This is a genomic window from Sporosarcina aquimarina (assembly GCF_033253705.1).
Lineage (GTDB): Bacteria > Bacillota > Bacilli > Bacillales_A > Planococcaceae > Sporosarcina > Sporosarcina aquimarina.
Genome location: NZ_JAUBDH010000002.1, coordinates 418,487 through 431,512, shown reverse-complemented (window position 1 = coordinate 431,512; position 13,026 = coordinate 418,487). Strand labels below are relative to the sequence as shown.

The window sequence follows — 13,026 nt, the reverse complement described above, 5'->3', positions numbered from 1 at the left end:
ACGTATACTACTGCAAAGGAGTGAGATTCGATAATGGAGTATAGTTATCCACTACGACCCGATTGGTCTACAGAAGAGATTATGATTGTCACTCAGTTTTTCACGAAAATTGAAAAAGCATTTGAACAAGGTATAGAGCGTGATGAACTGCTGAATGCCTATAACACGTTTAAGAAAGTAGTTCCTTCAATGGCGGAAGAGAAAACGCTTTTTAAAGAGTTTAAGGAAGCTAGTAGTTACGAATGTTATAAAGTAGTAAAACGCTCTAAAGAGGGCTCTCGCGGCGACCTAATAAAAGGCTGATGAGAAAGCACGAATACAATAGTATAAGCCCTATTCATCTTGTTATTAAAAAACGATTCAAGTGTCTCACGCAGCGTGAGTTTCTTGAATCGTTTTTTGTATAATTTCCATTGTTTTAACCAACAATACGGTCATAGACAGGAAGAAGCATTTCGAAAGTTTTTTCAGTGTAAGTTAAAAATTCTTTTTCAGTCATTGCAGCAGCCGAGTTACAGTCAAGGTGGCGTCCGACTAGAAATTCAGCTTTTTTCACATCATGCAGACGTTCCAAAAGTGTGACGAGTCCTTCTGTGCCGAGGTCATTAATTTTCTGGGCTTCAGGCTTCATATGATCTCCCGAGACGATGTAGTCGTTAGGCAAAGAAGTTAATATGGACAAGTCATTTTGTAAACGCTCCGAGATTCCTTTCTTGTCAGGGTTTTCGTAAATGACTGCTAGGATTATGAATAAATGTGATCTCCAAAGGCCAATCTGAAAGTGTGGCAAAGCTTTATAACCTCTTTTGGCAGGTGCGAAAGCTACCCAGCTGTCTGATGGGGGATTTACAGTACGTCTTGCATGTTTTGCTACATGTGGAAAAAATTCACCTTTTCCATGTGCAGATAATAATGGAGTGAAAAGTTCCCCCAGTTTTGTGAATTTAGGTTGGATTAAGTCTTGTAAAGCAGTCATACGAGCATCTAATCCTTCAGTTTCAAAAACCGAAAAGTCTTCTTGAGTCCAAAAGTTTTTTGACAATTTCAAATCTCCTTTCTTTATACCACGTTTATATGTAAGAATTTTGGGGAACAATTTAAGACAAGAGGACATATTATCTAGCTGTCCTAACGATTCCCGCATATCTTATGGTAACAGGAAATTGCACATACTTTCAAAAAAGGGGTGTTTTCGATGAAACAAGTCGTCCATGTTATTCGTAAAGCTGACGTAGAAAAGGAATTCTTGAAAGTGTTAAATCTGGAATTGGATTATGAATTAGCTACCTTGCATGATGCATTGGAGGAAGAGGATTCCAAACAAATTGCTAAGAGTAAGAAAAGATTGTCTGAAATTCACAGTGAATTGGAGAAGTTGAATGGCTTTTGAGTTGAAACAAATCATTCACTATTAGAAAGGCTGCTGGACACCATTCTCTTAACAGGGATCGTGAACAGAAGCCTTTTTTGTTTTGGCATTTGTTTGCTATGCTATACTGAAGGGAGATGAACTGGAGGGATTTAAGATGAATTGGGGTTCAATGGACCGTTATGCGAAATCATTGATAAAAGAAGCGGGGCAACAAATCAAGCATTCGTTTTTCATCGAAATTGAAATCAACTCAAAATCATCAAAAAATGATTTAGTGACGAATATTGATCGTGAGATAGAACAGTTTTTCATCGAACGCATTCGAAGAGACTTTCCAGATCATCGGGTTATGGGAGAAGAAGGTTTTGGTGACGATATTCAATCTTTAGATGGTACCATTTGGTTTTTAGATCCAATAGATGGAACTATGAACTTCATTCATCAAAAGCGTAATTTCGCAATTTCACTTGGGATTTACGTGGATGGTATAGGAATGCTTGGGTATGTCTATGATGTGATGAATGATGATTTGTACGCTGCTATGAAAGACGAGGGGGCCTATCTGAACGATGTTCGTCTGCCAAGTCTTGAGCCAGTGTCAATCGAGGAATCGATTATCGGAGTCAATGCAAGTTGGGTGGCGCCGAATCGTTATGTGGATCATGAACCTATAATAGAACTCGTTAACAAATGCAGAGGCACGCGTTCATATGGATCTGCAGCTCTTGAAATGATGCATGTGGCTTCAGGGAGAGTCAATGCGTATATGTCCATGAGGCTGTCGCCGTGGGATGTAGCGGGAGGGATGGTTATTGCAAATGAGGTTGGTGCGATTTCTTCTACAATGGCGGGAGAGCCGCTTGGTATGCTTGGACAAGAGACATTTATTGCAGCAAATGAAAGCATCCACTCAGAATTACTGAACGAATTCATTGTATTAAAAAAGTGAAGCGACATTAGTTTTACCTAACGTCCTTCACCCATCTATTAAAGCAATCCTTGTTCGCGGTATTTCTTTTTTGTTTTAAATCCATTTCCCATGATCATGATAAGTGAAATGATTGCTGCGAGTGCTAGCAAGTAACTTTTTACACCGACTGCAACCCCAATCATAAACATGGATAAAATAGCGCCTAAGGAGTATAAAACGAACACCCATTTGATATTTTTCAAAAAAATTCGCCTCCTGATAAAGTAAATCTTTTTTTCTAGAAGTATCTTGTGCTATAATAACACAGTTAATCAACTGAATAAAGACAGATGGAGTGAAATAATGACAAACACACGCAATGATCTTAGAAATATAGCTATTATCGCCCACGTAGACCATGGTAAAACGACACTTGTCGACCAGTTATTGAAGCAATCAGGTATTTTCCGTTCAAATGAGCAAGTTGAAGAACGCGCAATGGATTCAAACGAAATTGAGCGTGAGCGTGGAATTACGATTCTTGCGAAAAATACTGCGATCGAATATGAAAACACTAAAATTAATATCTTGGACACACCAGGACATGCTGACTTCGGCGGAGAAGTAGAACGTATTCTTAAAATGGTTGACGGCGTAGTTCTAGTTGTTGATGCATTTGAAGGATGTATGCCGCAAACTCGTTTTGTATTGAAAAAAGCTCTGGAAATTAACTTAAAGCCAATCGTTGTCGTAAACAAAATTGACCGTGAATTTGCACGTCCGGAAGAAGTAGTGGATGAGGTTCTTGAACTCTTCATCGAATTGGATGCAAACGATGAGCAGCTTGAATTCCCAGTTGTATTCGCTTCAGGTTTCAACGGTACTGCGAGTCTTTCTCCAGATCCAGCTGATCAGGAAGATACACTGAAAGTATTGTACGAAGCAATTCTAGATAAAATCCCAGCTCCAATTGACAACCGCGAAGAGCCGCTTCAATTCCAAGTATCACTTCTTGACTACAGTGATTATGTTGGCCGTATTGGTATCGGACGTGTATTCCGCGGAACGATGAAAGTAGGACAGCAAGTTAGTGTTATGAAGCGTGATGGTTCAGCTAAAAACTTCCGTGTTACTAAAATGTATGGTTTCTTAGGATTAAAACGTATTGAAATTCAAGAAGCATATGCTGGTGACTTGATTGCCGTTTCTGGTATGGATGACATTGACGTAGGAGAAACAGTTTGTCCTACTGACCATCAAGAAGCACTGCCTTTGCTGCACGTAGATGAGCCGACATTGCAAATGAAGTTCCTCGTGAACAACAGTCCGTTTGCTGGCCGTGAAGGTAAATGGGTCACTTCAAGAAAAATCGAAGAGCGTCTAGAACAGCAATTGCAAACAGATGTATCGTTGCGTGTTGACCCAACAGAATCTCCGGATGCATGGATGGTTTCTGGCCGTGGTGAACTTCACTTGTCCATTTTGATTGAAAACATGAGACGAGAAGGATTTGAACTTCAAGTTTCAAAACCGGAAGTTATTGTTAAAACAATCGATGGTAAACGCTGTGAGCCAGTTGAAAATGTTCAAATTGACGTACCTGAAGAATATACAGGAGCAGTTATCGAATCCATGGGTGAACGTAAAGGCGAAATGCTGGATATGGTCAACAATGGAAACGGACAAGTCCGTATGACGTTCTTAGTACCTGCACGCGGATTGATCGGATACTCTACTGACTTCTTAACGTTGACTCGCGGATACGGAATCATTAACCACACATTCGATTCTTATCAGCCAATGACATCTGAAAAAGTCGGCGGACGCCGTAATGGTGTTCTAGTTTCAATGGAGAATGGTAAAGTAACTGCTTATAGTGTTATGCAGCTAGAAGACCGTGGAATCATGTTTGTTGAAGCGGGTACGGACATCTATGCAGGTATGGTTGTTGGGGAGAATACTCGTGAAAGTGACATCACTATCAACTTAACGCGCATTAAACACGCAACCAACGTACGCTCAGCTACAAAAGATCAGACAGTTTCAACTAAGAAACCTAAGATTATGACGCTTGAAGAAGCGCTGCAATATGCAAGCGATGATGAATACTGCGAAGTAACACCTGTTTCGATTCGGATTCGTAAAAAGATTCTTGATAAGAACGAACGTGAAAAGTCACAGAAAAAGAGTAAATAAGCAGTAGGGAAAGGGATGTATTAAATGAAGGTAGAGGATTCAGAGCTCGTAGCGACGAAGATGTCCGGTATCGCAAAATTTATCTATGAAATGATGCCGAATTTCGATGCCGCCGGCTACGTACTGTTCGCCCTCGTGTTTTTGCTCGCTGCCCTTGTCTATAAACTGGGGTTTGCTAGAAAAATCAAGCCATTGCAAAACCTTGTGATTTATACGTTTTTGTTTATAGGCTGCCTCGCGCTGACATTCTTAGCATTTTTCCTTCCGATTGTAGAAGGGCTGATTGTTGCAGCTTTGATTTTGATCATTTATAGAGTACGCAGATTGAATGAACATAAAGAAGAACCAGTCGCATAAATCCGACTGGTTCTTTTTTTAGAATTCATTTTCTGCAGGATGGGAACTGCGTCGAAACTTGAAATTTCCAGTTTCAATGCGTTTTTGAGTTAACTCTCCAATCCGATCTCTGCATGGCTTGCACATATACGTATGAATAAGTCGATTCCGCAGCTTTTTAGCTAATGGATCTTCATCATTCAAATTACCGATTTCATCACAAATTACACATTTGACACGCATGGCTGCACCTCTTTTCAGCTGATCCGAATGCCTGTTACATTGCGAATGGGATCATTTCGCATGGAGCCGTCTTTCATCATGACATGAATTGGGCCGTCTTCCTTTAATGGTTTGCCTTTCAGACTAAATTGGAAAAGTAAATTAGCGGAATCTTCGATTGGAAAACTGAATTCGCCGTCTGCCGTCTCAAAAATGATTTCAGAAGCGTCTTCTGCTGGAACTGCATTTTTTAAAAATGGTTCGAAAAGAATACCAAAAGTGCCAGTCAGCATTTTTTGTTTTTCGTATTTTTTCTCCGTTTTGATTGTTGGAGGGTAAGTCGCGCCTTCCATAATTTCACGGGACCAGTGTTTTCCCATACGCTCTTTGTAATCTTCCATTTCGTCAAATTCTTCACGCGCAGCTGTGAAATAAGTTTCTAAATCCAGACGTCGATCATCAAAAATCCACACAGTAGGGTCTAACGTAATTGTATGCTTCACATTTCCCTTAATTGGTACAATTGTTTCCATATATATATCCTCCCAATTCTAACGTATCTCGTTTACAGTATACCGGTTTTTCTTTCTTATCGAAAGTTTTCTGGTTAGAAGGTGTGGGGTGGATACGGGAATTACTTGCAATTTAGGCTTTCTACAGATACAATTTACTCTATAACATATTGTTGAAATAAGAGTAATGGGGGCGTCCTCATGGAAATAGAAGTACAGGAAACCTATCAGGAAAAAGCGATAATGCAGCTGCAGGCGGATGCAGACAAGATTGCCCAGCTCATTAAAGTGCAAATGGATAATTTGACGATGCCGCAGTGTCCTCTATATGAGGAAGTTTTGGATACACAAATGTATGGACTTTCCCGTGAAATCGACTTTGCTGTTAAACTTGGTCTTATTGAGAGAGAACGTGGAAAGCTTATTCTTTCTGCTTTAGAAAAGGAAATGAATATCTTACATGAATTGAGCATAAAAAAATAAACTAAAGACTCAAACTTTCCTAAGGTTTGAGTTTTTTATTTACAGATACGAGGGATTTTCTTGAAAAGTTACGCGAAGCGGTTATTCCGCCATTTTGACTTCCCATTATTTTTTACATATTTAGTACTCTGCTTGTTTGGTCTAATCATGATTTACAGTTCAAGTATGGTATGGGCTGTAAATCGTTATGGCTGGGAACCCGATAAGTTTTTTAATCAGCAATTGGCAAGTGTCTGCATTGCGATTCCAGCTTTTTTTGTCACTGCTTTTCTTCCATATAAGCTTTACCGAAAAAAGTATTTCATGATGTTTTCTGTAGCACTTATGCTTATATTGCTCGGTCTCGTTCATGTTATCGGTTTTGGTGGAGCAGTCGGCTCACAAAGTTGGATTAACTTGCCAATCGGGAGTTTGCAGCCTTCTGAACTTGCAAAGATTGTCATGGTAATTTACTTTGCCGGAGTTTTTGCGAACAAGTATGATGCAGGAACTATTAACAGCATTAACACTGCAATCGTACCGCCGGTCATTATATTGGGAATCGCGGTTGCTTCTGTTATGTCAGAAACCGATATCGGAGCAACATTTATCATTATCGCTGTCTCACTTTGTGTCATGGCAACAAGTGGTATCAATATTAAAACGTTTGGTAAACTAAGCGTTTTTGTAGCAGGAATTCTAGTGCTAGTTGCGATCTTCTTATATTTCTCATGGGATTCTGTCATGACAGAAAGCCGAATGGGACGGTTTACTGCCTATAAAGATCCATTTAAATACATTCAAGGATCAGGATTGCAAATTGTTAATGGCTATATTGCTATCGGTGCTGGCGGTTTGTTCGGACTTGGGCTAGGTAACTCTGTTCAAAAGATGGGATATTTGCCAGAACCGCATACGGACTTTATAATGGCAATCATTTCTGAGGAACTTGGAATCTTCGGAACTACGATTGTTATTGGGGGATTAGGTTTTTTAGTCATCCGGGCATTTATGATCGCGTTAAAAACCCGTGATCCGCATGCAAGAATGCTAGCCTCTGGAATTGGGGCCCTTATTGGAATCCAAACGTTCGTCAATCTAGGCGGATTGACGGGACTTATTCCGCTAACCGGAGTTACCCTGCCTTTTATTAGTTATGGCGGAACTTCGATTATTCTGTTATCTTTAGCTTTAGGAATATTGATGAATGTTTCAATGTTCACTAGATATGAGAAAAATAAATAGAAAAGGGCGTGCCTCCGGTGGAAATGAAATCCATTAAAAAGATTCTTGTAGCGAATCGTGGGGAAATTGCGATTCGTATTTTTAGAGCTTGTACAGAACTTCAGATCCCTACAGTAGGTATTTACTCTGCAGAAGACCGCGGATCATTTCATCGTTATAAGGCGGACGAGTCTTATCTGATCGGGGAAGGAAAAAAACCGATTGATGCTTATCTGGATATTGAGGGCATTATTGAAATTGCGAAACGCTCTGGAGCAAACGCAGTTCATCCGGGTTATGGATTTTTAGCGGAGAATGAGGAATTTGCTGCACGACTTGAAAAAGAAGGAATTATTTTTATTGGTCCCACTTCACGGCATCTGGAAATGTTTGGAGACAAAGTCAAAGCACGTTCACAAGCCATACAAGCAGGTATACCTGTTATTCCGGGTACAGACGGACCCGTTAGCTCTGTGGCGGATGTAGAAGCGTTTGGAACGTCCCATGGATATCCAATTATTATTAAAGCTTCACTTGGTGGCGGAGGACGCGGAATGAGAATCGTTGAGCATGCTGACGAAGTTCAAGAAGCTTACACACGCGCAAAGTCTGAAGCGAAATCTGCATTTGGGTCTGATGAAGTGTATGTAGAAAAACTGATCAGAGAACCCAAACATATTGAAGTACAGATTTTAGGGGATACCCACGGAAATATTGTACATTTGTATGAGCGGGATTGTTCTGTGCAGCGGCGCCATCAAAAGTTAGTTGAAATCGCACCATCCATCTCTTTGACAGATGATTTAAGACAAGCAATTTGTGACTCGGCTGTAAAACTTATGGCGAATGTTAGTTACATAAATGCAGGTACAGTGGAATTCTTAGTCGCTGACGGGGAGTTTTACTTTATAGAAGTAAATCCGCGTATTCAAGTTGAGCATACGATTTCTGAAATGGTTACAGGAGTCGATATTGTTCACTCACAAATATTTATAGCTGATGGGGAAGACCTCCATTCTGGACAAGCGGCCATTCCTGAAAAGGATGCTATCCCTTTGTTTGGATATGCGATTCAAGCACGAGTCACGACTGAAGATCCATTGAATGACTTCATGCCTGATACTGGAAAGCTTTCGGTTTATCGATCAGGAGGCGGCTTCGGTGTTCGTTTAGATGCAGGGAATGGTTTCCAAGGAGCGGTAATAACACCTTATTATGATTCACTTCTTGTTAAAGTTTCAACATGGGGCGGCACTTTCAGAGAAGCAGCTGCGAAAATGGACAGAAACCTGCAAGAGTTCCGAATCCGCGGCATCAAGACAAACATCCCTTTCTTAGCGAATGTAGTGCGTCATGAATGTTTTTTAACAGGGGATTATACTACAAGCTTTATAGACGCAGCTCCTGAATTATTTGAATTCCCAGTCAGAAAGGACCGTGGAACGAAAGTATTAAATTATTTAGGCACGATTACTGTCAACGGGTTTCCGGGTATTGGCCGACAGTCAAAACCAGTTTTTGCGGTGCCTCGAAAGCCTGAAGTGGATTTATCTACACCGCCGCAACCAGGAACAAAACAAATCCTAGAAGAACAGGGTGCTGAAGGATTGGCGAATTGGGTTAAAGACCAGAAGGATGTATTACTAACAGATACAACCTTTAGAGATGCACACCAATCCTTACTTGCGACGCGCGTCCGTACTTCTGATATGACGAATATCGCAGAAGAGTCCGCACGATTAATGCCTGATCTTTTCTCTTTTGAAATGTGGGGCGGAGCAACATTCGATGTTTCCTATCGATTTTTGAAAGAAGACCCTTGGGAACGTCTTGCGATTCTGCGCAAACAAATTCCGAACGTATTGTTCCAAATGCTTTTTAGAGGCGCGAATGCAGTCGGATATAAAAATTATCCGGATAATGTCATTCGGGAGTTCGTAAAAGAGTCCGCTTCTGCGGGAATCGATGTCTTCCGTATTTTCGACAGCCTTAACTGGATAAAAGGAATGGAAGTGGCGATAGATGCTGTCCGCACAGAAGGAAAAGTGGCCGAAGCCGCTTTGTGTTACACAGGTGACGTATTAGATCCACTTCGAACGAAATATTCGATTGCTTACTATAAAGAAATGGCGAAGGAGCTGGAAAACGCAGGAGCTCATATCCTCTCATTGAAAGATATGGCAGGGCTGCTGAAACCTGAAGCTGCTTATCAGCTTATTTCCGAATTGAAAGACACGGTAAACATTCCGATACATCTTCACTCACATGACACGAGTGGAAATGGTATTGCGATGTATACACGGGCAATTGAAGCTGGAGTAGACATTGTTGATACAGCTCTAGGTGCAATGTCTGGACTGACTTCCCAGCCTTCAGCGAATTCACTTTACTATGCACTTCAGTATGGAGACCGCAACGTACGTACAGATGTGAAATCACTTGAAGAATTATCGTTTTATTGGGAGGATGTACGAGAGTATTACGGTCATTTTGAAAGTGGGATGAACAGTCCACATTCTGAAGTGTATGTACATGAAATGCCGGGTGGTCAGTATTCCAATTTGCAGCAACAGGCTAAAGGAGTAGGTCTAGGAAACCGCTGGAAAGAAGTAAAAGAAATGTTCTCCCGTGTTAACATGCTCTTTGGAGATATTGTAAAAGTGACTCCTTCATCAAAGGTAGTGGGAGACATGGCATTATTCATGGTTCAAAACGAGTTGGATGAAGAAGCAGTGTTAGCAAGAGGGAACTCAATCGACTTCCCAGAGTCAGTTATTGAGTTCTTTGAAGGATATATTGGCCAGCCATACGGCGGATTCCCTGAAGAGCTGCAAAAAGTTGTATTGAAAGGGAGAGAGCCTTTGACCGTAAGGCCTGGTGAGCTGCTGGAACCGGTTGACTTTGATGAAGTAATTGAAAAGCTTACAGGTGATTTGGGAAGACCAGCGACTAAGCATGATGCATTAGCCTATGCATTATATCCGAAAGTGTTTGAAGAATATACAGTAATGAACAAAGACTTTGGCAATCTATCGGTCATTCAAACACCAGAGTTTTTATATGGAATGAGATTGGGCGAAGAGATTGAAGTTGAGATTGAAGTAGGTAAAACGCTCATTATTAAATTGGTTTCTATCGGAGAACCGCAAAATGATGGAACTAGAGTTGTCTACTTCGAGATGAATGGTCAGCCTCGCGAAGTGATTATCCAAGATGTGAATGTTGAAACGGATTTAGTTAAAAAACAAAAGGCTGACCCGACTAATGACGCTCATATCGCGGCAACAATGCCTGGTACTGTGCTGCAGCTTGCAGTAGCAAAAGGAGACCGTGTCCGCAGGGGGCAGCATCTGCTCATTACAGAGGCTATGAAGATGGAAACAACCATTCAAACTCCATACGATGGAATCGTGAAAGAAATCTATGTAACTCCCGGAGAAGCAATCTCAACAGGTGATTTATTGATAGAATTGGAACACTAAGCTGTAAAGTAAATGAGACAGATAAAAACAGCCACTCGGTTAAAATGCTCGAGTGGCTGTTTTTATCATTATTTTCGAATACGTACTCTTGATAACAATAATATCATGTACGTCAGCAATCCGAATAACAACGTGACTAATAAGGTATGAAGTAATGTTACTGATAAATTGAGTCGGGTTAAGACAGAAAGCATACCGGTTGTTGCTTGTGCAAGAACAAGAATCAATGCCATGCTCCAACCCCATACTAACACTTTTTGACCTTTATAATTGCGTATGACATGAATCGCAATATAGATAAGCCAAACGACTATGAGTGCAGCGGCTGTCCTGTGTCCCATTTGGACCCATTCATTTAAACTGGAGGGCATTGCAAAACGGTCGTTTCTACAAAGCGGCCAATCCGCACACGCTAGTCCGGATTCCGTATGTCGTACAAGGGCCCCCGTGTAAATCACAATATACGAATAGACAGTTACGCCAATTGTATGGAACTTAAGTTTCCGTCCAACTTGGATTTTATCAGCCTCAAACTTTTTATCGACTTCAAATATAAGAAGAGTGAGAAGCAGAACTGCTGCAAAAGAAATAAGTGAAATTCCGAAATGCAGTGCCAGAATGAAATCTCCTTGTCCCCATTTAACTTGTGCAGCTCCAATAAGTGCTTGCAAGATAAGGAAGAAGACCGCCATGACTGCAAGGAATTTTGTTTCACGGACATGTCCAATTGCTTTCCATGACCAGACCGCTAATACTAAAATTAAGATTCCGACAGCCCCTGTTACAAGCCGGTGAGAAAACTCAATTAGAACTTCTGTAGTTATTTCATCTGGAATCAGTTGTCCGTTACAGCCTGGCCAATGTCTGCCGCAGCCCATGCCACTGTCTGTTTTCGTAACGAGCGCACCGCCCAGCATAATAAGCAGCATCCCGATTGTTGCAGCAACTGCGAACCATTTTAAGTAGTTATATCGTTTCAAGCAAAGACACCTTCTTCTATGAAATATCGACCGCTGTTGTAGGTCTCTAATTTTTAATGATAGAGAATCACGCTCTAAAACACAATGGCATAAATAGATAACCTGTATTGAAGATAAGTTTTTCACAAAACGTTCATAAAAAAGACTTCATAACTTCACAAATGACAGGGTGTAATGATTTACTATAGTATGTGCACTGTATAATTCCTCGAAAGATTGTGCAATTCTATACAAATTGCTATTTTGTATAGAAATTGTGAAGGATTTTCGATATAGTTAATTATAGCGGTCATTTTTAACAGGCTTTGAAAGGGGGACGAAAATGTCAAACGGTCGTTCGACTGCTGCACAATCGGTACCGGAAACTGCAATAACACCAACATTCTTGAAAGACTTTTTAGCACTCATTAAGATTGGAATTGTAAATTCAAACTTAATAACAGCTTTTACGGGTCTTTTCCTGGCATTCCAGTTTGCGAACATTAACTTTGTACATAGACTGGATCTAGTGTTTGCTGCATTATTTGGAACTGCCCTTATCATTGCCGGCGCAGCAGCACTCAATAACCTGATTGATCGGGATATAGATCCCATCATGACACGTACGAGAACTAGACCTACAGTGACGGGACGTTTTAAAGCACCTGCTGTATTTGCTGCAGCGTTAGCCTTTATAGTTCTAGGAGAAGCATTGCTGTTTTCAGCAAATGCAACTGCAGGATTGCTTGGTATTGCGGGAGTGTTTAGTTACGTTGTTTTGTATTCAATGTGGTCTAAACGCAGACACGTTTCGAACACAATTGTAGGCAGCTTATCAGGTGCTATTCCGCCGCTAATCGGCTGGGCGGTTGTAAATCCGTCTCTTGGTCTGGAAGCTTGGGCACTATTTCTTATTATGTTTGTATGGCAGCCGCCTCACTTTTATGCGCTTGCTATGAAAAAGACAGAAGAGTATAGAGCCGCTGGTATTCCGATGTTACCTGTAGTAAAAGGGTTTGCCCGAACAAAAAAGTCCATGCTTGCATGGGTTGTCTTACTATTTCCGCTGCCATTCTTACTTAGTGAATTAGGGACGGCGTTTCTAGTATTGGCAACACTGTTAAATGCGGGTTGGTTATTCTTCGCACTTAAAGGGTTCCGTGTAAAAGATGATTTGAAATGGGCAACTTCCATGTTCATCTACTCATTGAATTACATGACTATTTTGTTTGTCTCGATGATTATCTTTTCGATTTTCATCTAAACGTTTGGAATTCTTTCTTTGACAGGAATTCATTATAGAGAGGTCTTTACTCCTCAGTGAAAGAAAACACTATTAGAAAGAGAGGGA

14 protein-coding genes are annotated in these 13,026 nt (G+C 40.8%); 9 read left to right on the top strand and 5 right to left on the bottom strand.

Annotation, left to right across the window (positions count from 1 at the left end; all coding sequences use genetic code 11):
- The first annotated feature begins 33 nt into the window (after positions 1-33).
- Positions 34-303 (top strand): UPF0223 family protein, encoded by a 270-nt coding sequence (locus QT716_RS04800; RefSeq protein WP_317934844.1) that lies wholly within the window; start codon positions 34-36, stop codon positions 301-303.
- Positions 304-418: 115 nt separating this feature from the next.
- On the opposite strand, the gene QT716_RS04795 is transcribed toward QT716_RS04800, so the two are convergent.
- Positions 419-1,042 (bottom strand): YktB family protein, encoded by a 624-nt coding sequence (locus tag QT716_RS04795; RefSeq protein ID WP_317934843.1) that lies wholly within the window; start codon positions 1,040-1,042, stop codon positions 419-421.
- Between the two features lie 153 nt (positions 1,043-1,195).
- Here QT716_RS04795 and QT716_RS04790 point away from each other — a divergent pair, with 153 nt between their 5' ends.
- Both QT716_RS04790 and QT716_RS04785 read left to right on the top strand, forming a co-directional pair.
- Entirely contained in the window at positions 1,196-1,390 is a 195-nt protein-coding gene (locus tag QT716_RS04790) for a hypothetical protein (RefSeq protein ID WP_317934842.1), read from the top strand.
- A gap of 136 nt (positions 1,391-1,526) precedes the next feature.
- Entirely contained in the window at positions 1,527-2,321 is a 795-nt protein-coding gene (locus tag QT716_RS04785; protein WP_317934841.1) for an inositol monophosphatase family protein, read from the top strand.
- A 38-nt stretch (positions 2,322-2,359) separates the two neighbouring features.
- Here QT716_RS04785 and QT716_RS04780 read toward each other — a convergent pair whose 3' ends face one another.
- Entirely contained in the window at positions 2,360-2,545 is a 186-nt protein-coding gene (locus tag QT716_RS04780; RefSeq protein ID WP_317934839.1) for a YlaF family protein, read from the bottom strand.
- A gap of 100 nt (positions 2,546-2,645) precedes the next feature.
- Here QT716_RS04780 and typA point away from each other — a divergent pair, with 100 nt between their 5' ends.
- Together typA and QT716_RS04770 are read left to right on the top strand one after the other, a co-directional pair.
- A complete protein-coding gene (gene typA / locus QT716_RS04775; protein ID WP_317934838.1) occupies positions 2,646-4,478 on the top strand; it encodes a translational GTPase TypA in 1,833 nt (610 codons plus the stop codon).
- Positions 4,479-4,502: 24 nt separating this feature from the next.
- A complete protein-coding gene (locus QT716_RS04770) occupies positions 4,503-4,835 on the top strand; it encodes a YlaH-like family protein (protein ID WP_317934837.1) in 333 nt (110 codons plus the stop codon).
- Positions 4,836-4,853: 18 nt separating this feature from the next.
- Here QT716_RS04770 and QT716_RS04765 read toward each other — a convergent pair whose 3' ends face one another.
- On the bottom strand, positions 4,854-5,057 hold the full coding sequence (locus QT716_RS04765) for a YlaI family protein (protein WP_317934835.1): 204 nt from the start codon (positions 5,055-5,057) through the stop codon (positions 4,854-4,856).
- 14 nt (positions 5,058-5,071) lie between these two features.
- Entirely contained in the window at positions 5,072-5,569 is a 498-nt protein-coding gene (locus QT716_RS04760) for a peptidyl-prolyl cis-trans isomerase (protein WP_317934833.1), read from the bottom strand.
- Between the two features lie 180 nt (positions 5,570-5,749).
- On the opposite strand from QT716_RS04760, the gene QT716_RS04755 reads away from it, so the two are divergent.
- From QT716_RS04755 to pyc, 3 genes are read left to right on the top strand one after another with little or no spacing between them, the layout of a single operon-like run.
- Positions 5,750-6,031, top strand: a complete 282-nt coding sequence (locus QT716_RS04755; protein ID WP_317934831.1) for a YlaN family protein — start codon at positions 5,750-5,752, stop codon at positions 6,029-6,031.
- Positions 6,032-6,091: 60 nt separating this feature from the next.
- Positions 6,092-7,255 (top strand): FtsW/RodA/SpoVE family cell cycle protein, encoded by a 1,164-nt coding sequence (locus QT716_RS04750; protein ID WP_317934830.1) that lies wholly within the window; start codon positions 6,092-6,094, stop codon positions 7,253-7,255.
- Between the two features lie 23 nt (positions 7,256-7,278).
- Positions 7,279-10,716: a pyruvate carboxylase gene (gene pyc, locus QT716_RS04745; RefSeq protein ID WP_317934829.1), complete on the top strand. Its 3,438-nt coding sequence runs from the start codon at positions 7,279-7,281 to the stop codon at positions 10,714-10,716.
- Between the two features lie 68 nt (positions 10,717-10,784).
- On the opposite strand, the gene QT716_RS04740 is transcribed toward pyc, so the two are convergent.
- A complete protein-coding gene (locus QT716_RS04740) occupies positions 10,785-11,696 on the bottom strand; it encodes a COX15/CtaA family protein (protein ID WP_317934828.1) in 912 nt (303 codons plus the stop codon).
- A gap of 322 nt (positions 11,697-12,018) precedes the next feature.
- On the opposite strand from QT716_RS04740, the gene cyoE reads away from it, so the two are divergent.
- Positions 12,019-12,939 carry a heme o synthase gene (gene cyoE, locus QT716_RS04735; RefSeq protein ID WP_317934827.1) on the top strand — a complete coding sequence of 307 codons (921 nt, stop codon included), beginning with the start codon at positions 12,019-12,021 and terminating at the stop codon, positions 12,937-12,939.
- Positions 12,940-13,026: the final 87 nt, after the last annotated feature.